Origin of the sequence: Paenarthrobacter sp. TA1.8, assembly GCF_048595705.1 — a bacterium.
Lineage (GTDB): Bacteria > Actinomycetota > Actinomycetes > Actinomycetales > Micrococcaceae > Arthrobacter > Arthrobacter nitroguajacolicus.
Genome location: NZ_CP184287.1, coordinates 355,428 through 381,050, shown reverse-complemented (window position 1 = coordinate 381,050; position 25,623 = coordinate 355,428). Strand labels below are relative to the sequence as shown.

The 25,623-nt window shown below is 63.1% G+C and carries 29 protein-coding genes; 11 read left to right on the top strand and 18 right to left on the bottom strand.

The window, feature by feature from the left end; genetic code table 11:
- The first annotated feature begins 67 nt into the window (after positions 1 to 67).
- Positions 68 to 1,789, top strand: coding sequence for an ABC transporter ATP-binding protein (locus ACNAOT_RS02005; protein WP_420179829.1), 1,722 nt, complete (start codon positions 68 to 70; stop codon positions 1,787 to 1,789).
- Positions 1,786 to 3,540 carry an ABC transporter ATP-binding protein gene (locus ACNAOT_RS02000; RefSeq protein ID WP_420179828.1) on the top strand — a complete coding sequence of 585 codons (1,755 nt, stop codon included), beginning with the start codon at positions 1,786 to 1,788 and terminating at the stop codon, positions 3,538 to 3,540. The genes ACNAOT_RS02005 and ACNAOT_RS02000 overlap by 4 nt, the downstream gene beginning before the upstream one ends.
- Here the strand turns inward: ACNAOT_RS02000 and ACNAOT_RS01995 are convergent.
- The 7 genes from ACNAOT_RS01995 to ACNAOT_RS01965 form a co-directional block, all read right to left on the bottom strand.
- Positions 3,523 to 4,443: a spermidine synthase gene (locus ACNAOT_RS01995; RefSeq protein WP_420179827.1), complete on the bottom strand. Its 921-nt coding sequence runs from the start codon at positions 4,441 to 4,443 to the stop codon at positions 3,523 to 3,525. The two genes, ACNAOT_RS02000 and ACNAOT_RS01995, sit on opposite strands and share 18 nt — an antisense overlap.
- Before the next feature lie 321 nt (positions 4,444 to 4,764).
- Positions 4,765 to 5,619: a sucrase ferredoxin gene (locus ACNAOT_RS01990; protein ID WP_420181104.1), complete on the bottom strand. Its 855-nt coding sequence runs from the start codon at positions 5,617 to 5,619 to the stop codon at positions 4,765 to 4,767.
- A gap of 132 nt (positions 5,620 to 5,751) precedes the next feature.
- Positions 5,752 to 6,957 carry a cupin domain-containing protein gene (locus ACNAOT_RS01985; protein WP_420179826.1) on the bottom strand — a complete coding sequence of 402 codons (1,206 nt, stop codon included), beginning with the start codon at positions 6,955 to 6,957 and terminating at the stop codon, positions 5,752 to 5,754.
- 2 nt (positions 6,958 to 6,959) lie between these two features.
- Positions 6,960 to 7,277 (bottom strand): BatC protein, encoded by a 318-nt coding sequence (locus ACNAOT_RS01980; protein ID WP_420179825.1) that lies wholly within the window; start codon positions 7,275 to 7,277, stop codon positions 6,960 to 6,962.
- A gap of 145 nt (positions 7,278 to 7,422) precedes the next feature.
- The gene (locus ACNAOT_RS01975) at positions 7,423 to 7,926 is read right to left on the bottom strand and encodes a GNAT family N-acetyltransferase (RefSeq protein WP_420179824.1); all 504 of its coding nucleotides are present in this window, start codon (positions 7,924 to 7,926) and stop codon (positions 7,423 to 7,425) included.
- A complete protein-coding gene (locus ACNAOT_RS01970) occupies positions 7,927 to 8,598 on the bottom strand; it encodes an O-methyltransferase (protein ID WP_420179823.1) in 672 nt (223 codons plus the stop codon).
- Positions 8,599 to 8,638: 40 nt separating this feature from the next.
- Positions 8,639 to 8,971, bottom strand: a complete 333-nt coding sequence (locus ACNAOT_RS01965) for a thiamine-binding protein (protein ID WP_178992977.1) — start codon at positions 8,969 to 8,971, stop codon at positions 8,639 to 8,641.
- A 92-nt stretch (positions 8,972 to 9,063) separates the two neighbouring features.
- Between ACNAOT_RS01965 and ACNAOT_RS01960 the strand changes: the two genes are divergently transcribed.
- On the top strand, positions 9,064 to 9,693 hold the full coding sequence (locus tag ACNAOT_RS01960; protein WP_091464799.1) for a TetR/AcrR family transcriptional regulator: 630 nt from the start codon (positions 9,064 to 9,066) through the stop codon (positions 9,691 to 9,693).
- Here ACNAOT_RS01960 and ACNAOT_RS01955 read toward each other — a convergent pair.
- From ACNAOT_RS01955 to ACNAOT_RS01940, 4 genes are all read right to left on the bottom strand, one after another.
- Positions 9,690 to 10,001 (bottom strand): AzlD domain-containing protein, encoded by a 312-nt coding sequence (locus ACNAOT_RS01955; RefSeq protein WP_091464797.1) that lies wholly within the window; start codon positions 9,999 to 10,001, stop codon positions 9,690 to 9,692. The two genes, ACNAOT_RS01960 and ACNAOT_RS01955, sit on opposite strands and share 4 nt — an antisense overlap.
- Entirely contained in the window at positions 9,998 to 10,756 is a 759-nt protein-coding gene (locus tag ACNAOT_RS01950; protein WP_420179822.1) for an AzlC family ABC transporter permease, read from the bottom strand. The genes ACNAOT_RS01955 and ACNAOT_RS01950 overlap by 4 nt, the downstream gene beginning before the upstream one ends.
- Positions 10,753 to 11,187, bottom strand: coding sequence for a hypothetical protein (locus tag ACNAOT_RS01945; RefSeq protein ID WP_364307357.1), 435 nt, complete (start codon positions 11,185 to 11,187; stop codon positions 10,753 to 10,755). The genes ACNAOT_RS01950 and ACNAOT_RS01945 overlap by 4 nt, the downstream gene beginning before the upstream one ends.
- Positions 11,188 to 11,285: 98 nt before the next feature.
- On the bottom strand, positions 11,286 to 12,173 hold the full coding sequence (locus ACNAOT_RS01940; RefSeq protein WP_420179821.1) for a glycerophosphodiester phosphodiesterase: 888 nt from the start codon (positions 12,171 to 12,173) through the stop codon (positions 11,286 to 11,288).
- Between the two features lie 50 nt (positions 12,174 to 12,223).
- Here ACNAOT_RS01940 and ACNAOT_RS01935 point away from each other — a divergent pair, with 50 nt between their 5' ends.
- The 3 genes from ACNAOT_RS01935 to ACNAOT_RS01925 are packed head-to-tail and all read left to right on the top strand — an operon-like array spanning position 12,224 to position 14,867.
- Positions 12,224 to 13,570: a DUF445 domain-containing protein gene (locus ACNAOT_RS01935; RefSeq protein ID WP_420179820.1), complete on the top strand. Its 1,347-nt coding sequence runs from the start codon at positions 12,224 to 12,226 to the stop codon at positions 13,568 to 13,570.
- Positions 13,571 to 13,615: 45 nt separating this feature from the next.
- Positions 13,616 to 14,044, top strand: a complete 429-nt coding sequence (locus tag ACNAOT_RS01930; RefSeq protein WP_178992970.1) for a VOC family protein — start codon at positions 13,616 to 13,618, stop codon at positions 14,042 to 14,044.
- A gap of 13 nt (positions 14,045 to 14,057) precedes the next feature.
- Complete coding sequence (locus tag ACNAOT_RS01925; protein WP_420179819.1) at positions 14,058 to 14,867, top strand: MBL fold metallo-hydrolase; 810 nt, start codon at positions 14,058 to 14,060, stop codon at positions 14,865 to 14,867.
- Between the two features lies 1 nt (position 14,868).
- Here ACNAOT_RS01925 and ACNAOT_RS01920 read toward each other — a convergent pair whose 3' ends face one another.
- From ACNAOT_RS01920 to ACNAOT_RS01905, 4 genes are read right to left on the bottom strand one after another with little or no spacing between them, the layout of a single operon-like run.
- The gene (locus tag ACNAOT_RS01920) at positions 14,869 to 15,303 is read right to left on the bottom strand and encodes a hypothetical protein (RefSeq protein WP_420179818.1); all 435 of its coding nucleotides are present in this window, start codon (positions 15,301 to 15,303) and stop codon (positions 14,869 to 14,871) included.
- Between the two features lie 53 nt (positions 15,304 to 15,356).
- Entirely contained in the window at positions 15,357 to 16,151 is a 795-nt protein-coding gene (locus ACNAOT_RS01915) for a biotin-dependent carboxyltransferase family protein (RefSeq protein ID WP_420179817.1), read from the bottom strand.
- Positions 16,152 to 16,172: 21 nt separating this feature from the next.
- Entirely contained in the window at positions 16,173 to 16,922 is a 750-nt protein-coding gene (locus tag ACNAOT_RS01910) for a LamB/YcsF family protein (protein ID WP_420179816.1), read from the bottom strand.
- Positions 16,906 to 17,724: a hypothetical protein gene (locus ACNAOT_RS01905; RefSeq protein WP_420179815.1), complete on the bottom strand. Its 819-nt coding sequence runs from the start codon at positions 17,722 to 17,724 to the stop codon at positions 16,906 to 16,908. Before ACNAOT_RS01905 ends, ACNAOT_RS01910 begins: the two co-directional genes overlap by 17 nt.
- A 199-nt stretch (positions 17,725 to 17,923) precedes the next feature.
- On the opposite strand from ACNAOT_RS01905, the gene ACNAOT_RS01900 reads away from it, so the two are divergent.
- The 3 genes from ACNAOT_RS01900 to ACNAOT_RS01890 all read left to right on the top strand — a co-directional run bounded on the left by ACNAOT_RS01900 (position 17,924) and on the right by ACNAOT_RS01890 (position 19,946).
- Complete coding sequence (locus ACNAOT_RS01900) at positions 17,924 to 18,091, top strand: hypothetical protein (RefSeq protein WP_420179814.1); 168 nt, start codon at positions 17,924 to 17,926, stop codon at positions 18,089 to 18,091.
- 112 nt (positions 18,092 to 18,203) lie between these two features.
- The gene (locus ACNAOT_RS01895) at positions 18,204 to 19,508 is read left to right on the top strand and encodes an MFS transporter (RefSeq protein WP_420179813.1); all 1,305 of its coding nucleotides are present in this window, start codon (positions 18,204 to 18,206) and stop codon (positions 19,506 to 19,508) included.
- Positions 19,509 to 19,538: 30 nt separating this feature from the next.
- Positions 19,539 to 19,946, top strand: coding sequence for a DUF6855 family protein (locus ACNAOT_RS01890; RefSeq protein WP_420179812.1), 408 nt, complete (start codon positions 19,539 to 19,541; stop codon positions 19,944 to 19,946).
- On the opposite strand, the gene ACNAOT_RS01885 is transcribed toward ACNAOT_RS01890, so the two are convergent.
- Positions 19,947 to 20,327 carry an META domain-containing protein gene (locus ACNAOT_RS01885; protein WP_420179811.1) on the bottom strand — a complete coding sequence of 127 codons (381 nt, stop codon included), beginning with the start codon at positions 20,325 to 20,327 and terminating at the stop codon, positions 19,947 to 19,949.
- A gap of 407 nt (positions 20,328 to 20,734) precedes the next feature.
- Entirely contained in the window at positions 20,735 to 21,472 is a 738-nt protein-coding gene (locus ACNAOT_RS01880; protein WP_420179810.1) for a GAF and ANTAR domain-containing protein, read from the bottom strand.
- Between the two features lie 134 nt (positions 21,473 to 21,606).
- Between ACNAOT_RS01880 and ACNAOT_RS01875 the strand changes: the two genes are divergently transcribed.
- Both ACNAOT_RS01875 and ACNAOT_RS01870 read left to right on the top strand, forming a co-directional pair.
- Positions 21,607 to 21,816 carry a hypothetical protein gene (locus ACNAOT_RS01875; RefSeq protein ID WP_091464767.1) on the top strand — a complete coding sequence of 70 codons (210 nt, stop codon included), beginning with the start codon at positions 21,607 to 21,609 and terminating at the stop codon, positions 21,814 to 21,816.
- Between the two features lie 84 nt (positions 21,817 to 21,900).
- Positions 21,901 to 23,718: a thiamine pyrophosphate-requiring protein gene (locus ACNAOT_RS01870; protein ID WP_420179809.1), complete on the top strand. Its 1,818-nt coding sequence runs from the start codon at positions 21,901 to 21,903 to the stop codon at positions 23,716 to 23,718.
- On the opposite strand, the gene ilvD is transcribed toward ACNAOT_RS01870, so the two are convergent.
- Positions 23,715 to 25,577, bottom strand: a complete 1,863-nt coding sequence (ilvD, locus tag ACNAOT_RS01865) for a dihydroxy-acid dehydratase (RefSeq protein ID WP_420179808.1) — start codon at positions 25,575 to 25,577, stop codon at positions 23,715 to 23,717. The two genes, ACNAOT_RS01870 and ilvD, sit on opposite strands and share 4 nt — an antisense overlap.
- Between the last annotated feature and the right edge of the window lie 46 nt (positions 25,578 to 25,623).

Genomic DNA, 25,623 nt, shown 5'->3' with positions numbered 1-25,623 from the left:
TCCGCGGAAACATGGGCATTAAGTGCCATCTCGGCGGGAGGGTAAGGCAAGCCTTACTATGGTAAGCATGCCCTCCAGTTCGGCCTCCCGGCTCTTCAGCTTCACCTTGTTCGCCAACGGCCGCTGGAAGCTGCTGTTGGCGGGCTGCGCCGGACTCTCCCTGCATCAGGTCAGCGAGGCTTTGGTGCCGGCTACCATCGGCGCCGCGGTGGACAACGCCATTGAACCGAACGACGCCGGCGCCCTCCTGGGGTGGCTCGGCGCCTTGGCTATGGTGTTCGTTGTGCTGGCTCTCTCGTGGCGCTTCGGGACCCTGGCCACGGAGCGCTCCTTTAACTACGGCTCGCATGATCTCCGCCAACTGGTGGTGGAGCGGACACTTCATCCCCGCGGCATGGCCGCCCGACGGGCACCGGGCGAAATCGTAGCCATCGCTTCTTCCGACGCCGACAGGGTTGCCGGGCTGTCCTGGCTGATCAGCGGTGGTCTTGCTGCGGCCGCCGGTGTGATCACATCCGCCGTCACCCTCCTGCTCATCTCAGTACCTCTGGGGCTTGCCGTTCTCCTGGCAACACCGGTGATGCTGCTGGTGATGCACCGGCTCACCAAACCGCTCGAAAACCGCAGCGACGTGGAGCAGTCCACAGCAGCTCGCGCGGGCGCCTTGGCCACGGATTTCATAACCGGCTCCCGCCCGTTGAAAGGGCTAGGCGCAGAGGACGCTGCCATCGCGCGCTATCGCGCCGAAAGCCGGGCGTCGCTGACTTCCGCCCTGAAGGCCATCCGCGCCAAGTCCGCTTACACGGGCGCGAGCACCGCGCTGTCCGCAGCGTTCCTGGCCGGTATCGCCTTCTTTGCAGCGTGGTTTGCACTCCAAGGCAGCATCACGGTGGGGCAGTTGGTGGCCGTTGTTGGAGTGGCGCAGTTTGTTCAGGGACCCATGACCGGGCTCGGTTTCGTGAGCGTCGAACTCGCCCGCAAACGCGCCTCCGCCGCACGCATAGCAGTGTTGCTGGAAGAACCCGAGGCGGTGCCCGCACCCGAAGCAGCGGAACGTTCGACGACGGCAATCGGCTCAGCCTCGCCGGCAAACCCACCGGGCGGACCAGCTCCGCTGCTGGAGCTCTTGCCGAGCACTACGCACACTGCTTTCCCGCCCTTCACGGCGTCCGCCGGCGAAATCGTGGGTGTCGTCCTTCCGGACAGCACACAAGCGCGGCAGTTGGTAGACACGTTGGGCTTTCGCACCCCAGCACCCCGCGGTGTAGTGTCCATCGACGGCCACGACGCCGCAGACCTCGACCCCCACCACGCCCGTTCAAGGGTCTTCGCAGACAACCACGACGGGGTCCTGTTTAGCGGCAGTATCCGCGACAACGTGGCAGTAGCCAACGCCGAACTGACGGAACGCGCCATGGCGGCTGCCGCCGTCGAGGATTTCGTGTCACAACTGCCGGAAGGCACCGAGACCGTCCTGACCGGGCATGGCCAGAGCCTGTCCGGTGGGCAACGCCAGCGGCTGGTTCTTGGCCGCTCGCTGCACCAGCAACAGCCGGCGCTGGTCCTGCATGACCCCACCACCGCCGTCGACACTGCCACCGAAGCCGTCATCGCGGACGGTCTGCGGAACTTCCCGGACAAAGCATTGGTGCTGATCACCACAAGCCCCACCCTGCTGGCCATCTGCGATCGGGTGGTGGTGGGCGGAGCCGGTGGGACACCGGAGACCGGGACGCACCGGGAACTTCTCGCCAAGTCGGCTGGTTACCGGGAAGTGGTGGGCTCGTGAACTCGGAAATCCTGCCTATAGCCACCCCTCGCGAGACCCGGAAAGCAATGTGGCGCCTGTTGGCGCAACGCCCCGGTAGGCTCACCCTCACCATCTTCGTGTTGCTGGCGGCATCCTGCTGCGGCTTGGCAGCCCCGGCACTTCTGGGCGTCATGGTCAACATTGCAGCATCCGGAGGGGACGTCCTGTCCCTGCTGTGGCTGGCCATCGGCTTGCTGGTGGCCGGTGGCCTGGGCGCACTGCTGGGCATCGCGGGCCAGAACCTGTTGGCCCGTATCTGCGAGGAAGCGCTCGCCGGGCTGCGCGAGGAAGTGTTCGCGGCAGCCGTTCGGAAGCCGCTGGCACAACTGGAAAAGGCGGGCATCGGCGACGTCGTGGCCCGGGTGTCCGGCGATGTCGAGGCTGTCAGCGAGGCCATTTCCGGGGTGCTGCCCGCGTTCACCAGCGCAGCTTTCACCATTGGGGTGACCCTGCTGGGCTTGGGCGTCATCGACTGGCGCTTCGCGGTGGCCGTGCTCATCGCAGCACCCCTGCAGATCTTCACCCTTCGCTGGTTCCTCAAGCGAACAGCACCCATTTACCGGACGGTCAGGATCACAGAGGCCAACCGAACCGAGCAGATCATCGAGACCGTCCATGGCTCCCCGTCTGTTGTGGCCTTGGGCCTCGGGTCACGCCATGCGGATCTTGTGGCAGCCGCCTCGCACGAGCACATCGGCCATTCGCTGCGCGGGGTTGGTTACCTGACCCGTTTTTACAACCGCCTCAACCTTGCGGAATTGATCGGACTTTCCGCGGTTCTGCTAGTGGGATTCTGGCTCCACGCCGAAGGCGCCGTCACCATCGGCGCGGCGACGGCGGCCGCACTTTACTTCTACCGGCTGTTCGATCCGATCGGGCTGGTTCTGGGGCAATTCGATGAGCTTCAGAAAGCCGCAGCCGGATTGGGGCGCATGTTCGGCCTGACGATGTCCGCGGGGCAAACCACTGCCCCGGTATCGCCAGCTGCCTCTGATGCCGGCATCGTCCTGGACGATGTCACCTTTGCTTACCCGGGCCAGCGGCCGGCCCTCAAAGGAGTTTCCCTCACGATTGCCTCGGGCGAGCGGGTGGCGATTGTCGGCACTTCCGGTGCGGGCAAGACCACATTGGCCAAAATCATCATGGGTTTGGAGCACCCCGGCAGCGGGACAGCCTGGGTGGGCGGGCTGGACTCAGCCGCCGCTGCCCCGGCGGACCTGCATCAGCGCATTGCCATGGTCAGCCAGGAGGTTCACGTCTTCTCCGGAACGCTGGCCCAGGACCTCAAGCTTGCCAAACCAGACGCTTCCCCCGCGGAACTCACACGCGCCCTGCAGGCTGTCGGGGCTGCTTGGGTTGAAACGCTCGACGACGGCTTGGAGACTTCCGTAGGCGCAGGTGGGCATCAGCTCACACCTGAGCAGGCACAACAGCTGGCCTTGGCTCGGCTGATGCTCAAGGACCCACCCATTGCAGTGCTCGACGAGGCCACTGCAGAAGCGGGAACCGGGTCTGCCACCATGCTCGATCAGGCTGCCGAAGCCGCGTTGGCGGGCCGGACGTCCGTGGTGATCGCGCACCGATTGTCCCAGGCAGCGTCGGCGGACACCGTGGTGGTCATGGAGCATGGGCGCATTGTCGAGTCGGGTTCGCACCAGGAACTGATGTCCGGCGGCGGCCGCTACGCACACCTGTGGGAAGCCTGGAACAGTTCACTCAGCCGGAACTGAGGCTTCAACCAAAGGCTCGGCCGCCGGGTCGTGCCGCACCGGGATTCCCCTGGCGAATGCGCGCACTTTTGCGTCATCCCAAATGTGCGCGGGGACGCCTCCGCCCAGGAGCTTGCGGGCCAACGTGGGGTCATCGCCGAACGGCGCATGGCTGCCCGCCATGATCATGTTGCCGTAGCGGCGCCCCTTCAGCATGGCCGGATCGGCAATGATCATGGTGTGCTCGAAAGTGTCCGCGATGGTGGCAGCGTCAGCCCGGGCGTTCTTGAGGTCCGGGGCATCGCCCGAGTTCACCACATACAGTCCGTCAGATGCGAGAACCGAGTCCGCGTGCGCTGTGAACTCCCGGGTGGTCAGGGCGCGGGGCGTGAAAGCTCCGGCGAAGACGTCGCGAATGATGAGATCCCGACTGTCCGGAGTAAGGGATTCAGTGACTTGCCGGGCTTCACCCACGCGGATCCGGAGGAAGGGCGCCTTGGGTAGATCGAACCAGCCGCGCACGTAGTCAGCCAGTTTGCCGTCGAGCTCAACAACTACCTGCCGCGCTTCAGGGTAGGCCGCGTGGAAGTAGCGTGCCATGGAGCAAGCTCCCCCACCTAGATGAAGGCCACGTAGCTTGGGCTTCTGCTCGCGCGGCCAGCGCGATTCAACCAGGGCAGCGATCCAGCGCATGTACTCAAAGTCCAGGAACAGGGGGTCAGCCAGGTCAATGTGCGAGCTCATGACGCCGTTGATTCTGAGAAGCCAGCCATTGGAGTTGTCCTGGTCCTGCAGCAGCTCGCAGTCGCCGGTATCGATGTAGTAGACCCCCGCGACCGGACCGTCAGGACGGGTGCCGGAAGGCACTTCGACGACTCCCGTCGTCGACCTCTGGGACCTGTTTGCCTTGCCGCGTTTCGCCACTACTTCAGCCCTGCATGAGTCATGCTCCAAGCCTAGTGGAGCGCCACATTACTCCGAACGTCCACATTGAAAGTAAGGCTACTTACCGTTTTGCCTTCAGGAGCCATATGATCTCTACATGGAACTCGGAGCATCGGTGTGGGCGGAGGTTTTGACGGTCGCAGTCGCATGGCTGACGGTGGTCTGCCTGATACTCGCTCGCGTCCCTAAGCCACCGAGCCTCCTCGATTCACCACTGGAGGGTTCACCGCGGGATATGGATCACCCTGAAGATCCAGAGCCCCGCTAGAGCCTGGTAATCCGTGCCACCGTCCGCAAATGTCAGGTTCTACGGACGGAAGTGGGTTCGTAAACTATCACCGAGCCCTCCATGGGCGCCCGGCAGGTGAGTTGACGTAATGGCGTGCGGCGGGCGTGCAATTCTACATCGATATGCGCCGGTTGGGGCGGCTTGCCAGTGATGTGGATGCGCCAGTGGTCGCCCTCGCGCAGCGTCTCCGTGACCAGATAATCATGCCGCCCGGCAGGGCCGAAACGTTCAATCACGGCCGCGACGGCAGCCTGCTGCGGCGGGAGGAGGTCCGTGTAACCGCGCAAGTGCTCTGCTCCGATGCGGTCGGCGAGGTGACCCTCAACAGTGGCGACGGAGCTACCGGCGTCGAGCCCTCCGTAGTACACACCGTCGGGGACGATGACCGCGTTGGCCGCGAACCTGTCACCGCCAATGTGGGAGCACTCCCACACCAATTCCGGCCATCGCTCACTGAGCGCACGCCCCACAGGCCGGCCCCGCACTGCGCAGCAGGCGTCATGCTGCCCATGAGCGCAGACCAGGATGACCGGCGGAAGGCCGGGATCCCCGGGAGATGCCAGAGCTGAAACGATCCCTGCAAGGTCCTCGTCGCGGTTCCATGTTCCCCATAGCTGTTGATAGGCGCCGGAGCTTTGATGGCGGAGTACGGCCCAGCTGCCCGGACCATGGCGCTGACGAGCACCGAGCCGGCGGGGGCCGGGACGCCGCACAAGGAGGATCCGTGCATTCGCAGTCCGCGCGGCGGAGCTGACCAGGGCCTTGGTCCCGGCGTCAAGATCAAGGCCCTCGAAACCGTTGGGCGGCCAGGCGCCCGGATACTCTACGAGAACCCAGACCAGGCCCGGTGACGCCGTGCCTGCCATCGAGTCGCCACGCAGCCGGGCACGTTCCGCGCAGAAGAAACGGCCCGTTGCGGCAGCTGGGGATGTCACGGTTCGGGGTCGCAGTTCGCGTTAGGGTCGCAGTTCACGCCGAGATCACTGTTCACGCCGACATCACTGTTCAATGGGGACGAGAACTCCTGCGCGTAACAGCCTCTCCACAAGTTCAACGCCGAGATCAGCCGCGCGGTGAGCCTCGCCGTCCAGCAGGCGCCGCACGGACGGCAGATCCGCCTCCGGGAAGTCGAGCCAGCCGACGCGGGTAGTCAAACGTGAGCCCTCAAACCGGGCTTCAAGTGCTTCCCGAAGCCGCACCAGCGTCTCCGGGCCGAGGCCCTCGACGGCCGCAAGCTGGGCCACCGGGCCAAGCGGGGCCGGGCGTCCCTGACCTCGCCGTGCACGCTGGAAAAGGGAAGTGGTATCAGCCTCCATGACAGCGGCGGCGAGACGTTCGCGAATCGCGGCGATCTCCCCTTCAGGACCATCCACGCCCATTGGCAAGGACCGTCGCATCCCGGGATCGTCGCATAGGGCCGCAAGAGCGGCCTGCGCCAGGTGTTCGGCCAGCGCATGGCGGGTCCAGCTGTGTATCCCCAGCGTGAGATGGATCGAGACCTTCCCCTGCGCCTGTGCGGCGTGCAGCCAACCGCGCGGCAGGTAGAGGACGTCGCCGGGCTCCAAGACGGTGTCAATATAAGGCTCACCTTGAGCGGCTTCTTCGACGGCGGAGCGGCGATCCGTCCACGGCTGGCTACGCAGTGGGTCCACGTGGACCGGCTCATGGATGATCCAACGCTTGGTCCCCTCGATTTGCAGGACGAAGACGTCGTGGACATCGTAGTGATCGTCGAAACCACGGTTCTGAGGCGGGGTGACGTATGCGTTGGCCTGCACAGGATGTCCGAGCTCGGTGCTTAGCTTTGTGCTGAAGCTCGAGACAGGCTCCCACGTGCGATGCAGCGCCTGCAGCACGAGGGTGGCTCCGTCGCCGAACTTGCGCCAAAGCGCTGTGTCGTCCAGCTGGTCGGAGATGGTGGCACCAACGCCTGCCGGAGAAGTGTAGGAGGACTCGGGAAGAGTGGAGCCACCCTTGGCGACGCGCAGGAAGGGTGTCCGCAGACCCCGGCGCGAAATCAGCTCGTCAACCGCGTTGGCCGAGAACAAATCGGAGAAATCGCTGGCACCACGCGTGAGTAACGCGGTGCGCCCCCAGACCTCGCTGGCGAACCTCTCCTGACCGATGTCGATCAGGCGTCTTTCCAAGACCCCGGCCTCCTTCACAGCGCCGGGGTCCTGGAAATCAGTACTGGTAGAGCTCAAACTTAGCTGCCTTGTTGGCCGGCGCCGCCATCGGCACCGCCGTCAGCACCGCCGTCGTGGGTACCTGGGACGCGGCCCGCTCCACCGTCCGCCGGGCCTTCGGCACCACCATCGGCACCACCATCAGCGCCGCCATCGGCACCACCGTCGTGCGTTCCCGGGACGCCGTCCGCGCCACCGTCGGCAGGGCCTTCGGCACCACCATCAGCGCCGCCATCGGCACCACCGTCAGCACCGCCGTCGTGCGTTCCCGGGACACCGGCCGCGCCGCCGTCTGCCGGGCCTTCCTGCTCGCTTGGATCCTGCTCTGGAATGGTCATGCTTCCTCCCGAGAATCGAATGGCGTACACAGGCTCCGGTTATCGACGCCTGATTCCAACCGGACGGGTCGTCACCGACACCGCCCGTGATCACCATATCGACATGAGTCAGCTGTGGGAACAGCTCGCGAGCGTTGGGATTCCGCTACGTCCCGGCTGCGGGGCGCACCATCCGGTGTTCGGGCAACGAGTACCAGGATGGGTCGCAGAGCTGACGTTTGCCGTCCGGCACAAAACCGTTGCGACGATAGAAAGCCTGGGCCCGGGGATTGTCGTCCAGCACCCACAAGTACGCCGGTCCATCGCCGATCAGCGCCTCCACCAACGCCTGCCCAACACCCCGGCCATGGATGCGTTCCAAGGTGTAGAGCATGTAAAGCTCCCGATCGTAAGGACCGTCCTCGTCCTGTCCGGGACCAGCTGCGCCGAGGCCAATCAGTTGGCCATCGGGATCGTGGGCCAGCATCCGGGTGTGGCCTGCAGCGATGAAGGCCCGGTACCGTTCGATGCGGTCAGGCAACGCCGCTTCCTGTTTCTCGAAGAACTCCGGAGGCAGCAAATGCGCGTAGCTCTCCCTCCACGACTGAACATGCATGAGCGCCATGGCCTCGGCGTCATCCACCGTTGCCGGCCGAATCGTGAAATCCACTTACCGCACCCGCGCTATCGCAAAACCGTCCCAACCCTTGCTGCCCACAGTTTGGATGGCGGTGGCATCGAGTCGCGGATCCTGACCCATTCTTTCCAGCATGGCCACAATGCCTGGTGCGTTGACCTCGTCGCGCTCGGGCTCCAAGATGGCCCCATCCCAAATCACGTTATCCACCACGATCACCGTTCCCGGATGACCTAGACGGATGGCCCAGTCGAGATAGTTGGCGTCATTTTCCTTGTCGGCGTCGATGAACACGAAGTCGAACGATTCCTGGCCGGCCAAAGTTGGCAGGGTGTCCAACGCAGCACCAACGCGAATGTCCACCTTGTGCCCCACTCCGGCAGCATCCAAATTGGCTCGCGCCACGTCGGCATGCTTTTGGAGGAATTCGCACGTGACTATCCTGCCGTCGTCGGGCAGTCCCTGGGCCATCCACATGCTGCTGAAACCCGCAAGGGTTCCAATTTCGAGGACCCGCCTGGCCCCCGACATTTGAACCAGCATGCGCAGCAGCTTGCCGGCGTTGGGTGCTACTTCAATGGCAGGCATCCCTGCCTCAGCGGCAGAAGTCACGGCGCGCTTATGGACCGGATCAGGACGCACGACGACGTCAGTCAGGTAATGCTCGACGTCGACCCAACCAGGCTCGGTTCCGTGTTCAATCATGGCCCCCAGTCTGGCACTCACCGCAGCTTGGGGAAAGGATCTAGTCCGTGGCGGAAATGGCTTCTTCCAAGCGCTCCACCTTGCCGGTCAGCTCTCCACTGAATCCGGGACGGATGTCAGCCTTGATCACCAGCGAGACGCGGCTGCCGTAACGGCCAACAGCCTCAGTGGCGCGCTTGACGACGTCGAAGACCTCATCCCACTCGCCCTCGATAGTGGTGAACATTGAATCCGTCTGGTTGGGCAAACCCGACTCGCGGACGATCTTGACCGCCGCAGCGACGGCGTCGTGCACGGAGGCGTCGGGGGTGGGTCCGCCGTTGGCGGCGGAAGCAGGCTGGCCCGAAGGGGCGACTGAAAATGCAAGCAACATGAAATCCAGTGTTTCACGTGCCGGTTTGTCACAAAACAACCTACTCCCGCGTAACAAGGGGCCGGGAGGCCTCCATTGCTACCCTGACAAGCATGGAACAGCCCTCTGAACGCAAGCCCCTCAGGGCAGACGCCGCACGTAATGTGGACAAAATCATCACCGCCGCCAGGCAGTGCTTCCGGGAACACGGCCCCGACGTACCCCTTCAGACCATCGCCGCCACCGCTGGAGTTGGCCCCGCAACGCTGTTCCGCAACTTCTCGGACAAAGAACAGTTGGTGCTTGCGGCACTGTCGCGCCAGCTACGCCTCCATGTGGACCCGGTTGCCGCCGCCGCGGCTGACGGCATGGACGCCGCCGAAGGTCTCATCAACGTCATCGACGCCGTGATGAAGGTCGCCAGCGATGACGCGAACCTCCTCGACGCGGTCGCAGGCCGACGCGGCCTCCTCATGGGCATCACGGGCGGCCTCATCGGATCCATGGAGTTCCTGCTCAAGCGCGGGCAAAGCCAAGGCACCCTGCGCCGCGATATCACCATCGAGGACATGGTCAGGCTGCTGGCGATGCTGATCGGCGCAGTGGACACCATGGAACCTGGATCCGAAGCCTGGAAGCGTCCCGTGGCATTGATTGAGGATGCCATCCGGACCGAACGCCCCTCGCGGCCGCTCCCCGATCAGTCGGGCATCCCGGGCGTGACGTTCACCGAGGCCGTCTAGCCCCAACCCAGCAGCCGCAGCAATGCTGCGGCTGCTGCGCCTGAAATCACTACGACGAGGAACGGCGCGCGGAGCCAAAGCGCGACGGCGGCGGCAACCAAGGCGCCGATGCGCGCATCGAGGACCAGGCCTTGCCCTGAAGCCACAGCATTAACAACCGTCAAGGATGCCAGCAGCCCAATGGTCATGGTGCCGGCGATGTGCATGATGCGCGGGTTTTCCAGCAGTTTGGCCGGGACGAAGTAGCCCACCAGCTTGGTCAAATACGCCAGCGCACAGGCAATGAGGATCCAAAGCCAGAGGTTCATTTCTTGCCTCCGTGTTCACGCTGGTGCTTCTCGGCATACGGATCCAGGTCCGGTTCCAGTCCTTCATCCATGCGTGCGTGGCTGAACCAACCGATGACGCCAGCCACTACTGCCGCCACGAGGATGGGGACTCCGGAGGGAACGAACGGCACGGCCAGGATGGTGGCCAGCGCACAGGCTGCGGCGATTGCCCAGGGTTCCCGGCCTTTCAGCCTCGGCCACAGCAGCGCCAAGAACGCCGCAACTGCAGCACCATCCAGGCCCCACTGCTTGGGATCACCCATGGCGTCACCAGCCAACGCACCAATGGCCGTGAAGATATTCCATAAGATGAATATTCCTATGCCGGCAGTCCAGAACCCGCGGCGTTGCTCGTCGGGATCAGACTGGCCGGACGCCGTCGCCGTTGATTCATCGATGGTTACATGCGCGGAAACGTAACGTTTCCACCCGCCGGGGCGAAGCATGGCATTGATCTGCATGCCGTAGATGCCATTGCGCAAACCCAGCAACGCACTGGCCGTCATGGCCGCGACCCCCGAGCCGCCGCCGGCAACGACACCGATGAAGGCAAACTGCGAACCTCCGCTGAACAGCAGCAAGCTCAGCACCATCGTCTGCCAGAAATCGAACCCTGACGCCACAGCCAAAGCACCGAATGACACGCCATACAGTCCAGTGGCAATACTCAGGGACAGTGCGACCTTGAATGCCGGCGACTCCCTGAGTTTCATAGGGGCAGTACCGGCGCTCATTTCCGCAGGCTCCAGGACCACAGGATAAGCGGAATCTGCAGGGGCAGCCGAACCGTGTGGATGCGGCGCTCGGCGGCCGTACCCTTGGGACCATACGCGCGTCGGAGGGCGTCTATATGCCCTGCAAGGAATGCAGTGAACATCGCTGTGGTGGCGTCCGCGGCAACCTTGCGGGTGGCAGGGATCAAGAGTCCGACGGCGGCAGTCACCTCAAGTAGGCCGGACGACGCAATCCATTCCTCGCGGGACATAACTGCCAAGGGGCCGTTTGGACGGCTTCCCGGCTCGTCGTTGCGGCACAGGTAGTCCGGAACCACCGGGTAATAGAACCTGGGAGTACGGAAGTGCTTGGCGGCGCTGGCCAGGAGCAGTGCGCTCAAAGCTAATGCTGAGGTGGTTCGGGTTGCTTGTGCTGACCAGCGAAAAGACATGAGACCACTCAATCACAAGCGCGGTGACCCCCAAAGCGAGACCCAACTGAGTCGCAGCAGAGCACCTTTTGACGGCTCAAAACGCGCTCTGCTGCGACTCAGTTGGGTACCATCAACTGCGCGAGCACCTGGGCTGGCCTGTTGGTGGTGATTTCGTGGATGCCGAGTCCTTGGCACAGGGCGACGTCCTTCTCCGAGTCAACGGTCCACACCCGGAAGACACGGCCTGACTCCAACCAGCGCTGAACGTTCCGCGCATGCTCCCTCACGTAATCGATGCCCGGGCCGGCGATAGCTACTTCGCCTGCATCCAGGACGCGTTCGGCCTCGAGCTGAGTTGCCCGCATAACGTTCGCTACTGCGCCGCCAGTAAGGAACCCGAGGCCGAGCTCTTGTCGGATCTCTTTCACGGTGAAGTCGTCCACCAATTGGCAGATGTGCTCCTTGGGAACGGTCTGCAGCAAACGCTGAACGGAGTCGGTGTCAAAGCTCATGAAGGAGATCCGAATGTTCTCCAGCCGGGATTCCTCAGGTGTCCAACCCTCCTCCTCCAGCAGGGCAAGAACACGATCCTCCAGTTTCAGTCCGTACGGGCTGGGGTGCTTGAGCTCAATGGCCAAACCAATGTCGCGCCCGGCTGCACGGAGGATATCCAGCAACTCCGGCAAGGTAAGGAGCTGGTCAGCTACTCCCCCGTAGGCATCCGGTATGCGGGCACCCTTCCACGACGAGAAGTCCAAGGCCCGGAGCTCCTCGAGAGTGTGCTCACCAACCGGGCCCGTGCCCGTGGAAGTCCGGTCCAGGTTCGCATCGTGCAGCAGCACCACATGCTGGTCCCGGGTCAGGTGGACATCGCATTCAACACCGTCGGCGCCATCGGCGAGTGCCTTCAGATAGGCAGCACGGGTGTGCTCGGCGAAGGCGGCACTGGCGCCGCGGTGGGCGTAGACCTTGGGCCGGCTCGGGGTGAAGTCGTCGCTAGTCATGCAGACACGTTAGCCCACCCTGCCGGACGCTCGGGGGCTACGCTGGGCTAATGCAGGTGAACTCTGAACAAATCCCAACCGAAGACGTCACCAACCCCGCTCCCACCGCCGGCGCCGCACCCGCACGAGGCGCATCCGCCGTCGTCGCTCCCTCCGCGGGAGATATGGAAAAAGCGGCCGCGTTGGTCCGGATGAAGCGGTTGGCCCTGGCGCTGCTGATCGCGATGGCAGTGATCTTTACCGTGGCGTTCGCGTTCCAGAAGCAGTACCCGTGGCTCGAATACGTCCGGGCGGCAGCCGAAGGCGGCATGGTGGGTGCGCTGGCAGACTGGTTCGCTGTCACTGCGCTGTTCAAGTACCCCATGGGCCTGAAGATCCCGCACACGGCCATCATTCCGCGTCGCAAGGACCAGATCGGGCAATCACTCAGCGACTTCGTCGAGAGCAACTTCCTGTCCCAAGAGGTTGTCCACGACAAGCTGGCAAGCATTGATATTGCCCGCAAGGCCGGGCGCTGGTTATCCGGGCCAGGAGGTGCCGAGCGCGTGGCCAAGGAAGGCGGGGCCGTGATTAGAGGCGCCTTCACAGTACTGAACGACGACGACGTCCAGGCAGTAATTGAGGGCATGGTCCGTAAGCACCTCCTCACGCCGCCCTGGGGGCCACCGGTGGGCAGGATGGCCGAACGGATCTTCGCCGACGGCCACCACCACACCTTGGTTGACCTCTTGGTTGACCGGGCAGCCGACTGGGTGGACGCCAACCATACAACGGTGAACAGGCTCGTTTCGGATCGCTCGCCTCTGTGGGTGCCGACATTCGTTGATGGCCTGGTGGGTGACCGCGTCTACGTGGAACTGTCCAAGTTTGTCCGCGCAGTACAGGCGGACCAGAACCACCAGGTGCGGCAGTCGATCGACGCCTACCTGACTGATCTGGCCCAGGACTTGCAGCACGACCCCGCGATGATCGAGCGCGCGGAATCCATCAAGGCCCAGATCCTCGGTGATCCCGAGGTCCGCGAACTGGCGTCACGCACGTGGGGAACGGTGAAGACTGCGCTGCTGAACGCCGTCGACGATCCCGACAGCGAACTGAGCCAGCGTTTCAAGAGCGCCGTCCGGGACTTCGGCACTCGCCTGGTCAACGACGAAGAACTGGCCGGCAAGGTCAACACCTGGATCGGTGATGCTGCAGGCTATCTGGTGAATACGTACCGTTCTGACATCGCCGGGGTCATCTCAGACACCGTAGCCCGCTGGGATGCCGAGGAAACGTCCCAGAAGATTGAGCTCCAGGTGGGCAAAGACCTCCAGTACATCCGCATCAACGGAACAGTGGTGGGTGCATTGGCCGGATTGGCGATTTTCACAGTGGCGCATCTGCTGTTTGGGTAACCGGCAGCACTGGAGCTATCCGATGGGCCTTGGTAGCTTCAACGCATGCCTATCAAACTTGAGAACGTCGGTATAGCTGTTCGCGATCTTGAGGAAGCAATCGCCTTCTTCACGGATCTCGGCCTCACGGTTCTGGGCAGGGACACGGTCAGTGGCGAGTGGGCCGACACTGCCGTTGGCCTGGATGGCAACCATGCCAAAATTGCGGTGCTTCAAACCCCGGACGGCAACGGTCAACTTGAGCTCTTCGAATATCTCCACCCTGACGCAATCGAGACGAACCCAACGCTTCCCAACGAGATCGGGATGCACCGTGTCGCCTTCTCAGTTGACGACATCGACCATGCCCTTGAGATCGCTGCAAAGCACGGATGCCATCCACTGCGTGGGGTGGCGAACTATCAGGACGTTTACAAGCTGACGTATCTTCGCGGCCCCAGCGGCATCCTGGTCATGCTGGCGCAAAAGCTCTAGGGAAGGCAGGGCCATGCTGAAGCAAGTTGCTGAAGGCGTTCTGGTGCACGAGAGCGAATTCATCCAGAGCAACTGCACTGTGGTGCAGGGTCGGGACGGTGTGTTGCTGATCGACCCCGGCATCACCGTCAATGAAATGGCGGGTATCGCCAGCGACCTTCGCGACGTGGGCCAACCCGTCGTCGCAGGTTTCTCCACGCATCCTGATTGGGACCATGTGCTGTGGCACCCGGACTTCGGCGATGCGCCACGTTACGGCACAGCCCGTTGCGCGGCTTCCATCCGGGGCGTCCTGTCCCAGGCGGACTGGAGGGACCAAGTGGCTGAGGGTTTGCCGCCGGAGCACGCCGGGGAGATCCCCATGGATCTGCTCGGACTCATCACCGGCCTACCCGCCGGCGCTACGGAGATTCCGTGGGATGGGCCCACCGTCCGCATCCTGGAGCACCAAGCCCACGCTCCAGGCCACGCAGCTCTCTTGGTTGGAGAATCCGGTGTGCTCGTCGCGGGCGACATGCTTTCTGACATCCTCATGCCGTTCCTCGACTTGGAAGCAGCGGATCCGCTCAATGACTATCTCAAAACTCTGGACCAGTTCGAGACCGTGGCTGGCAACGTTGCTGCTGTGGTCCCCGGCCATGGTTCCGTGGGTGGCGTTGCGCAGCTGCGGGAACGTATTGCCATGGATCGCGCGTACGTGCAGGCACTGCAGGTTGGCCGAGATCCTGAGGACCCGCGCGTCGGCCCATCTGCACCCTTGGATTGGCTGCCGGACGTGCATTCATGGCAACTCCAGCGGTTGGCAGAAAGAGGAACGAATTAGTTCAGGGCAGGATCCGGGTGTACACCATGTCAAAGTCGTGTTCCAAGGGACCACCAGGGTAGCTTCCCCGTTCCAAGCGTGCATGGATGGTGTTGCCGTCCGCACTGAAGCGGCCAACGAAGCGTTGAGGCCAGTCAGGTCCATCCCGAAAAAGGGTCCACACGTTGTCCTTGAGCGTCATGTCGTAGATCCGTGCGACGCCACGGGAGTCGAAGTAGTGCTGTTGGAAGGCACCATCCGAGCCGGTGCCACCGATGATGCTGACCGCATTGGGATACTCGGATCGCTCGACTGTGGAGCGCTGGATAAGGAAGCCTCCGCTTTCCAGCCATTCAAAGGTGGTCCGGCCGGGGACTTCCAATCCAGGGACGGACGTTTCCCATTCGCCAATGAGGATGTTCAGTTGCTCTAACGTGGGTTTTGGATCCTGTGCCATGGCAGCCTCTCTTCGAGAGTATGAACAGGTTCAGCGTAGAACTCTTCTCCCGTTCAACCCAGCAGGTGCACCATCTGACCAGGCCTTGCTTGTCCGATCAAGTCCAGGTCCTCGTCCCGGACCACTGCGAACACCGGTGACTCTGCAGTATCCGGATGGGCGGCCAACGCGATAACCGGAAGGCCCGACGCCGGTAACAGGACGGAGCCTAATACCAGCGGCTGGGGCTGGGGTGCTTCACCGCCGGCGTCCTTAGAGGCCGCTGCAACATCAAGCGGCCTGCCGGCCAAGCGCGCACCTACCCGATCCGACTCAGGCGAGAGAATCCATGGTTCGCTGGTCAGCCGAAGCCACGTACCGGCGTCGTAATTCCGTGCCTGAGGCCCAGGCGAAACTCTGGCAACCACAGGACGTTCCGGGTCCAAAGCACGCCGTGCAGGGTGCGTCACCTCGGGGAAACGGTGCCCGTGCGGCCGACCAAATGTCAGCGCCGCACCAGCTCGCAGCGGCTCTGCCTGGGCCGCAATGCCGCCTTGGACCCCCACGTAATATCGCAGACCAAACAGGGCAGGGCCGAACTCAAGCACTGCGCCGGGCGCCACCCGTACAGCCTTGTTGAAGGGCAGTTCGTTGCCGTTGAGTCTCACCATGCCCTCGGCCCCGGTGACTGCCACGGCCGACCCCGTGACGAACCTCAACTTCAACCCACCCAACAGCACCTCAAGTCCGGCCGCAGAGTCCGGGTTACCCAGTAGGGCATTGGCCATGTGCATGGACGCGCGGTCCAGTACTTGCTCCGGGCCGAGAACCAACGTGGCCGATCCCGGCTCCACCACTACCGCACCCATAGGGCCTCCCCAGCCACAGCTTTAGGCGAACGCTTCAATCTGAACGCCGGCGTGTTCAAGGCCCTCCCTCACGGCAGCAGCCATGTTTACCGCACCGGGTGTATCGCCGTGGATGCACAACGAGTCGGCTAGCACTGGCACCACGGTTCCGTCGGTGGCCAGAACCTCCTTGCGTGTTGCGAGACGCACGGCCTGGGCCACCACGGCGTCCGGGTCATGCAGCACGGCGCCTTCCTGGGTGCGCGGTACCAGCGTTCCGTCGGGCAGGTAGGCGCGATCCACGAATGCTTCACGGAACACCGGGTGCCCGGATTCCTCAGCAAGCGTCAGCCACGCCGAGCCCGGCAAACCCAGGACCGGCAGCCCGGGATCGTAAGCGTGGACGGCGGCCACTACGGCTTCCGCCTGCTCGGCGTCCCGAACGATCCTGTTGTAGAGCGCACCGTGGGGCTTCACGTAATCCACCGAAGCTCCCACCGCGTGGGCCATGCCGTCGAGGGCGCCAAGTTGGTAGAGAACGTCACCGAACAACTCGTCAAAGGTCATATCCAGGGAGCGCCGGCCGAAGCCGGCCAAGTCCCTGTACCCAACATGCGCACCGACGCGGACATCCAGTTCGAACGCCGCACGGCAGCTGTCCAGCATGGTGAGGGGATCACCAGCGTGGAAGCCGCAGGCCACGTTGGCGCTGCTCACGATGCGGAACATCGAGGCGTCGTCTCCCATGGTCCAGGAGCCGAATGACTCCCCCAGGTCAGCGTTCAGATCCACCGTTACCGCCTTCCAGCGTTGTGTTGTCCAAGACGTTCTTTGGTGCGTTCGGGAGCAATTCGCCAGGGATGGTATCCGGCAGCGGGCCGAAAGCTTCCTTTGCGGTGGACACCACGGCACGGCCCATCATCAGGTTGCCCGCACCACCCACCACGGCGCCGACGCCGAACGGCAGGGCACGGCCGAGGAACGCCGTACCTTGGCGTTTCAGGAGGTTCTTCAGGAATGCGCGCTGGATGGAGTCGCGGATGACACCGAAGCCACTCCCTGGAATCTTCTTGGTCAGCGTCCGGCCCCAGGCGTTGGTCACGCCCTTACCGCGTCCTAGCGATTGTCCGCTCAGGGCGCCCAGCATGGACGTGCCTTCCTCGCCCAGCATGATGGCCATAACCATTGTTTGGGCACGCACAGGGTCAGTGAGCCGGATGCCGTGGAGCTCCGCCAGGGACGACGCATACAGCGCGGTGGTCTCCAGGAAGCCCACCGTTGCGAGCGCGGAAAGTCCCAGCGACGCCGCGGTTCCAATTCCAGGCACGACGGCGGTAGCACCCACTGCTGCACCCCCGCCGGAAATGGCCAGTAGGTAGTGGCGCTCGAGTTTGGCGGCAAGCTGCGCCGGTGAATCGTTGGGGTGCCTGCGTTGGAGCCTGCGAAGGTTGGCCAGGACCAGGGGTCGCTGGACTTCGACAGCCTTCAGAAGCACATTGTGAACTCCGGGCTTGGCGTTGCCTTCGGTGTCAAACACTGCGTTGTGGGCTGTTTCCTGGGCGATCTTCACCGCCGGGTTGGGGCGCTTGGGCATCTTCACCTCTCCTTGGCAGTTAGTCGTTTCACGGGGAACTGCTGGCTTCAGCCTATGCCACGCCTCCACCTTGCGAGACCTGTTCAGCGCCGTATGTGGACAGTATTCCGCGCAGAGTTGACCCCAAAACCGGGGTCCTGCGGCGTAGACTGGGATGCACTCACGGAAGCAGTCCAAGCGAGGACAGGGAGTATCCGTAATGAAGGCGACAGACAAGACCGAGCATGTCAACCGGCACCACACCGACGCTCCGGCGGAGGGTGAAACGGAAGGCTGGGTTTCGCACGATACCGGCATCCACAGCCAGGACGCAGCGGAAGGTCCGGACATCGACGACGACGACGCCCCGCCGTCGGGCGCTTCATAACTTAGCTTCCTCCCGAACTTCGTTCCGGTCACCGGAACCCCAACCAAGCAGGCGCCAGCCACAGCTCCAACGCGCCTTCCACAGCGTCATTTCGCGGGTCTAGGCTAGTGGGATGGCCGCGTTGAGAGCGCTGCGTCCCTTTGCGCACCGGGAATTCCGGGTGCTGATTTCTGCGCTGTCCATTTCCATCTTCGGATCCGGCATGTGGGCAGTGGCGATGGTCTATGAAGTGATCCATCTTGGTGGCGGTCCGCTGGAACTGTCCTTGGTTGCCACCGCGGCCAGCATCGGACTGGTGGGTTTCGTGTTGGCGGGAGGCATAGCGGCAGACAGGCTCCCGCAGAGACTCCTGATCATCGCCGTGGAAGGCGCCAATCTGGCTGTCATTGCCACGATCACAGGACTTGCCATGTTCAATGTCCTTCAACTGTGGCACCTCGCTATCGGTGCTTTCGTCCTGGGAGTGGGCCAGGCGTTCTTCTTTCCCGCGTACTCGGCCATCCTGCCGCGCATACTGCCTGCGGACGACCTCCTGGCAGCGAATGGCTTGGAAGGCACTGTACGGCCGGTCTTGCAGCAGGCGGCCGGTCCTGCCCTTGCGGGAATTCTGGTAGCAGCGCTTTCCCCAGCGCACGCGGTCGCAGGAGTTGCTGTCTGCCATTTGCTGGCGTTCGGGATCGTGAATTTCCTGAGCCGCCGGACGCTGGGTCCAAACACCCCCGGGACGGTTGAGGCCCCGGCAAAATCCTCCCTCTTCAAGGACCTCCGGGAAGGATTCAGCTACACCATCCGGACACCGTGGCTTCTGTGGACGCTGATCTGGGCTTGCCTGTCCGTGCTGTTCCTCATCGGACCCATTGAGGTCTTGCTTCCCTTCGTTGTCCAGGACCAGCTGGGCGGCGACTCGAGGATGTTCGGCTTTCTCCTGGCCATCATGGGTGTCGGCAGTGCCATAGCTGCACTGGCAACGGCGTCCTTGCGCCTTCCCCGCCGCTACCTGACCGTGATGGTGGTGACATGGGGGTTGGGGAGCCTGCCGGTTGCCGCCATTGGTTTCATGGACAGCTTCTGGATGCTCGGCGTTGCCATGCTCATCTTCGGAGTCACAGAGGGGATCGGAACTGTCATCTGGGGCACGTTGCTGCAACGGCGCGTGCCACGGCATCTGCTGGGACGGATTTCCAGCTTGGACTTCTTCGTTTCGCTAGCGCTAATGCCGGTGTCCATGGCTCTCGCCGGCCCGATCGCCGAAGTTGTCCCCATCTGGCTCATTTTCTTCATTGGTGGTTTGGCGTGCCCCATCATGGCCTTCGTGGCGCTGTTCGCCGCACGAATGATGAAGGATGAGATCGAGAACCCCCTGGACTCCAGCGCTGTGGACACGGAATCTGCAGACACACAGCCTGACTCTGTGTAGCGTGGGCACTATCTCAGGAAGGACTTACCCATGGCCGCTGGCACCAAAGACGATCCCTGGCAGCTCACCACTCCCCCAGGCTCGTCCGACTACACAATGTACAAGGACGAGGCCGCCGATCCTCCGACCCTTGTTTGCCAGGTGGGTTCCACAAAACTGCTGTACCAGTTGCGTGCCATTGAGGACCTGCACGCATGGCTCGTAGATCAGGGTGATTGGGTACCCCTCGGCGCCGCGGACGAAGGCAAGGATGCTGCTCCTGGAACAGTAGAGGCCTGGGGTCGCAGTGAGGACAACCCCGTAGGCGGTTGGTACGGACTGCGTAAGGGCTACCGTGGCCGGTTTGGGATGTACATGCCACCGCTGCTCGAGACCCTCGGCTTGGCTGAGCTCACCCACGAGAAGCGAAACAACACCATGCGGGCAGTCACGAAGTAGCTACTTGCCTGCAGCGAGCGTGCCGATCTCGTCCCCGCCCTGGCCGAATACCGCTAGCTTTCCGTCTTCCTGGATCCTTGCCGTGGAGGCGTTGGACAGCCACGTATCGACGCCTCCGCAGGCCATGCGGGTGGAGGCGAGCCCCCCGAACGCGATGGTTTTGCCGTCCTCTTTCCAAGATCCCATGAGTCTGTTGCAGCCATCAGTTCCGGTCGCATTACCATCCGATTTCAGCTCAAGGGAGGGTTGCTTGGGGTCGCTGGTATCACCCCAGACACCGACGAAGGGACTGGTGCCGCTTCCCATGCAGCCCGCCAACAAGGCGGCCGCAACGAATGCAAGGGAAACAACGCGGACGGTGCGGGTCGGGGTCTGCGCCATGCGGTCAGTCTAGGTTTACTCCTCCGGATTTCACCAGAGTTCGGTCGACTGAGGGCGCCCGTAGCCGCGGATCGTGCGGTCGGTCGCGACTCAGACGACCGACCGCACTAGCCCGGTTGACGCAGTGATGGCGCCCCGGGCGGGCCCCAGAACCCGCCACACCCATCACTGCTAACTCCGTCGATGAACCGCAACGCGGCCGAAAAGGGCAACGGCGCAGTACGCGGTTCAAACGACATGGGCACTGGATATGTGCTTTGACCTGCGGAAACGTGACGCGTCGTTTCCAGAATTATTTGTGTTGCAGCAGAAGAAGCCCGACGGCGGTGCGTCACCACGGCCGTCGGCGTTCCTCTGCGGCCACGAGGCAGCCTAAGGTCCGGGGCCCGCGGCCTTAGTGCGAAAGCTCAGTCGTCAAAGCGCAGCTGGTTGTCACTGCTGCCACTGAGGTTGGCGATGATCTCTGACGCGACCGCATGGAGTTTCTGGTTTCGATGGCTTGAAGCTTTGGTCAACACACTGAACGCCTCGTCCTGGCCGCAGCGGTTCTGGGCCATGATGACGCCGCAGGCAAGATCAATGACTGTCCTGGAGGACATCGCCGTCTTCAGATCAGCATTGAGCTGCTCCACGGTTTCGATCCTGATGGCCAGGCGCAACGTACTGCCGGCCACGTCAGCAAAAGCGGCAGCTTCAGCCATCACAACATCCGTGAAGGTTCCAGCGGTAGGGGCAAAAAAGTTGATAACCGCTTCGGATGTCTCCCCGAGGTCCATAGGCACGCCCAAGGCGCTGTGGACGCCCTCAGCTTCCAAGGCCTTGCTGTACAACGGCCAGTTAGTGTCGGTGGCAACGTCTGCCAGCAGCACCGGCCTGCCAAGGTCCAGGGCTTCCAGGCAGGGGCCTTGCCGAAGTTGCTGTTCAATTTTGTCCAGATACACGGCCCTCTCACTGCTGCCTGCAACAGTGGCTGTTCGTTTGCGCCGGCGCAACGTCAGGGCACAGTCGATGTTCTCCCCGGCTACCTTGCTCATCGCATCGCAAGCGAAGCTGGTCACGCCGTTGAGAATCCCGTGGATGTCGGAACTACCGACCACCAGCTCATGCAGGCTTCTGATATGTTCGGCATTTCCGGTGGGTTCCATGAGCCTAATCGTAGGAACACTTCGGCTTCCCGTCACCCATTGCCGCGGAAACAGAGCAGAAGGTACAGTTCAAAAGTAAGTAACCTGACAAGTTCACTTGGGAGCGAGCCGCCGCTTGCAGCGGGATATCTGCCATGGAAGATCCACGTCGAACAGCGCGAAACCTCATACGAAGCCGGACCATTGATCTTGAAGACCTCTGGATCAAGTACTGGGCCCACGGCGGAAATGCTCCCATCTTTGAACTCGACGCCTACGTCTTTGAAATTCAGGAGGGGCACCCCTTCGAGCTGCGGATCTTGTCATGGGCCCTTGAGGATCTGGGCGCCGACGCCGCCCTTTGAGAGGACGACACCCAGCGCGCCGCATAGCTAAGCATGCTTACTATGGTTTCGGGCAGTGACTCAACTACTGACGAGGAGCCAAGCATGACTCAACGAACAGTTTCGGACCTCATGGTGGAACGCCTCCAAGCATGGGGCGCGGACAGGGTTTTCGGATACAGCGGCGACGGCATCAACGGCTTCATGGGCGCACTCCGCCGATCCCAGGGCAAGATCGAATTTGTCCAGGCGAGACACGAAGAAGCGGCGGCTTTCATGGCCGTAGGGCATGGCAAGTACACGGGCGGCGTCGGCGTCGTGACCTCCACGCAAGGTCCCGGCGCCGTCCATCTTTTGAACGGTCTCTACGACGCCAAGATGGACAGCGTCCCGGTGGTGGCGATCATCGGGCAGCAGAGCACCACGGTTTTGGGCTCTGCCTATATGCAGGAAATTGATCTGCTGACGCTCTTCAAAGACGTCGCAGCCCAGTTCGCCCAGCTGGCCAGCTCACCCGAGCAGGTCCCCATGCTGATCGATCGCGCATTCCGCACTGCCCTGGAAACGAGATCGCCGTGCGTGGTGATCGTCCCGCACGACATCCAGACCGCACAAGCGCCCGAGCTTGAGCACGAACACGGAATCGTGGTCACTGCTCCGGTCTGGCATCCGGCACGCGTTATGCCCCGGGACGAAGAACTTGAGACCGCCGCGGACATCCTTTCCAAGGGTGAGCGGATCGCGATATTCGTTGGGCAGGGTGCCAAGGAAGCCCAAAAAGAAGTTGTGGCGCTTGCAGAAAAGCTCGACGCCGGCATCACCACCAGTTTGCTCGGCAAGCCTTACGTTGACGAGACACTCCCGTACGCCGTGGGCACCATGGGCCACCTTGGCACCACCGCCAGTGCGTTTCTCCTCGAAAACTGTGACACCCTGCTCATCATCGGATCCAACGACCCCTGGACGGAGTTTTACCCCAAGCCCGGCACCGCCAAAGCTGTGCAAATTGACATCGACGGGCGCAAGATCGCCAACCGCTACCCCGTCGAGGTGGGCCTGGTAGGAGACGCGGCGGAGACGCTGAGCGTGCTGACTAAACGCCTCGACGGCAAACAACAGCCATCACGAACAGCATGGCGTACCGACGTCGAAGAGCAGGTCCGCGCATGGCGCCAGCTCTCAGAGGAACGCGCCAACATACCCGCGGAGCCGGTGAACCCGGAACTTGTGATCCGCGAGCTCAACGGCAGGCTCCCCGACAACGCTCAGCTGAGTATCGACGTCGGCAGTTGCGTTTATTGGTACGCCCGCCAACTGATCCTTCCGCCCGGAGTCCCTGCCCATCTGAGCGGCACGCTCGCCAGCATGGGGTGTGCCATCCCTTATGGATTAGCGGCGAAACTAGCCCACCCGGAACGTCCCCTTGTAGCGCTGGCGGGGGATGGTGGCATGCAAATGCTCGGTGTCGCCGAATTGATCACCGTGGCGCACCGCTGGCGCGACTGGGCGGATCCTCGGTTTGTGGTCTGCGTCTTCAACAACCGCGACCTCGCCGAGGTCTCCTGGGAGCAGCGTGAAACCGAGGCAGAGCCGAGGTTTCCCGCCAGCCAGGAAATCCCCGACTTCCCCTACGCGGCCTATGCGGAACTGCTGGGCCTGGCGGGAATCCGGGTGGAGGACCCCGCCAAGCTCGGCGACGCTTGGGACTACGCGCTTTCCGTGGATCGCCCGGCCGTCATCGAAGTCCTGACAGATCCGAGCATCCCGCTACTGCCACCCTTCCCTGCCGGAGCGGAGAAGCTGGAGGGCATGCGTTCGGCACTGGCGGAAGAAGGCGCGGACGGTGAGCACGCACGGAGACTGCTGGACACGTACGCGGAGGGCGAGTCCAGCCTGCGTGATTCAGCGCCAAACGAAGCCTAGAGGTTTTCCACCAGCGAGACGTCGCGAACAGCGCCCTTGTCTGCTGACAGGGCCATGGCTGCGTAAGCACGGAGCGCGGGAGACACGTGGCGTTCGCGGTCCTTCGGCTTGTAGCCGCCGTTGGCCTCGAGTTTTTCGCGTCGTTCGGCAAGGATCTCGTCCGAAACCTGCAACTGGAGGGAGCGCTCGGTGATATCGATGCTGATAATGTCGCCGTTCTCCACCAGGGCGATGGCGCCGCCGGAGGCAGCCTCCGGCGAGATGTGCCCGATCGACAGGCCCGAGGTACCGCCGGAGAAGCGACCGTCCGTAATGAGGGCGCACTTCTTGCCCAGGCCGCGGCCCTTGAGGAATGAGGTGGGGTAGAGCATTTCCTGCATTCCCGGGCCACCCCTGGGGCCTTCGTAGCGGATGACCACCACGTCGCCTTCCTTGATGCTCTTGTTCAGGATCTTTTCCACGGCCTCGTCCTGCGACTCGCACACTACTGCCGGACCTTCGAAGATCCAGATTGACTCGTCAACGCCCGCGGTCTTCACCACAGCGCCGTCCACTGCAACATTGCCGCGCAGCACAGCCAAGCCGCCGTCCTTGGAGAACGCGTGCTCCACGGATCGGATGCAGCCGCCCTCAGCGTCGGTATCCAGGGAGGTCCACTGGTTCGACTGCGAGAAAGCTGTGGAAGAACGAACGCCGCCGGGAGCCGCGTGCCATAGTGCCTGCGCCTCCTCAGTGGCCTTGCCGCCGCGGATGTCCCAGTCGTCCAGCCAGCCATCCAGGTCGTTGGAGTGCACGGAGTGAACGTTCTTATGCAAGAGGCCGCCGCGGTTCAGCTCACCCAGCAAGGCGGGGATGCCTCCGGCGCGGTGCACGTCTTCCATATAATAGGTCTTGTCCCCGGCGACGTTCGGAGCCACCTTGGCCAAGCAGGGCACCAGGCGGGACTTGGCGTCCATCTCTTCCAAGCCATAGTCCACGCCCGCCTCCTGGGCCGCGGCCAGCAGGTGCAGGATCGTGTTGGTGGAGCCGCCCATGGAAATGTCCAGGGCCATGGCGTTGTCAAAAGCCTCGGCAGTTGCGATGGAGCGCGGCAGAACGGAGTCGTCGTCGCCGTCGTAATAGCGCTTAACGAGCTCGACGACGGTGGCGCCGGCCTTCTCGTACAGCGCCTTGCGTGCGGTGTGGGTCGCGAGCACGGAGCCGTTGCCCGGCAAGGCCAGGCCGATGGCCTCGGCGAGGCAGTTCATGGAGTTGGCAGTAAACATGCCCGAGCAGGAACCACACGTGGGGCAGGCGTTCTCTTCGATGAGGTTGATGTCTTCATCGGAGATGGATTCATCCACAGCGTCGGCAATCGCGTTCACCAGGTCCAGGGAGCGCACGGAGCCGTCGGTCAGGGTCACGCGGCCGGCCTCCATGGGACCGCCGGAGACGAACACCACCGGGATGTTCAAGCGCAGCGCGGCCATGAGCATGCCCGGGGTGATCTTGTCGCAGTTGGAGATGCAGACCAGGGCGTCGGCGCAGTGTGCGTTGACCATGTATTCGACGGAGTCGGCGATCAGGTCGCGGGATGGCAGCGAGTAGAGCATGCCGGAGTGGCCCATGGCGATGCCGTCGTCCACGGCGATGGTGTTGAATTCGCGCGGTACAGCGCCTGCAGCGAGGATCGCGTCGGAGACGATCCTGCCCACGGGGGCCAGGTGGGTGTGGCCGGGGACGAATTCGGTGAAGGAGTTGGCCACCGCAATGATCGGCTTGCCGATGTCAGTGTTGGCAACACCGGAGGCACGCAGCAGTGCGCGGGCTCCGGCCATGTTGCGGCCGTGGGTAACTGTTCTGGAGCGAAGTGCAGGCATGATTACCATCCTGCTGTTGTTCTACGGCTGGCGGAAGACGGTGCTG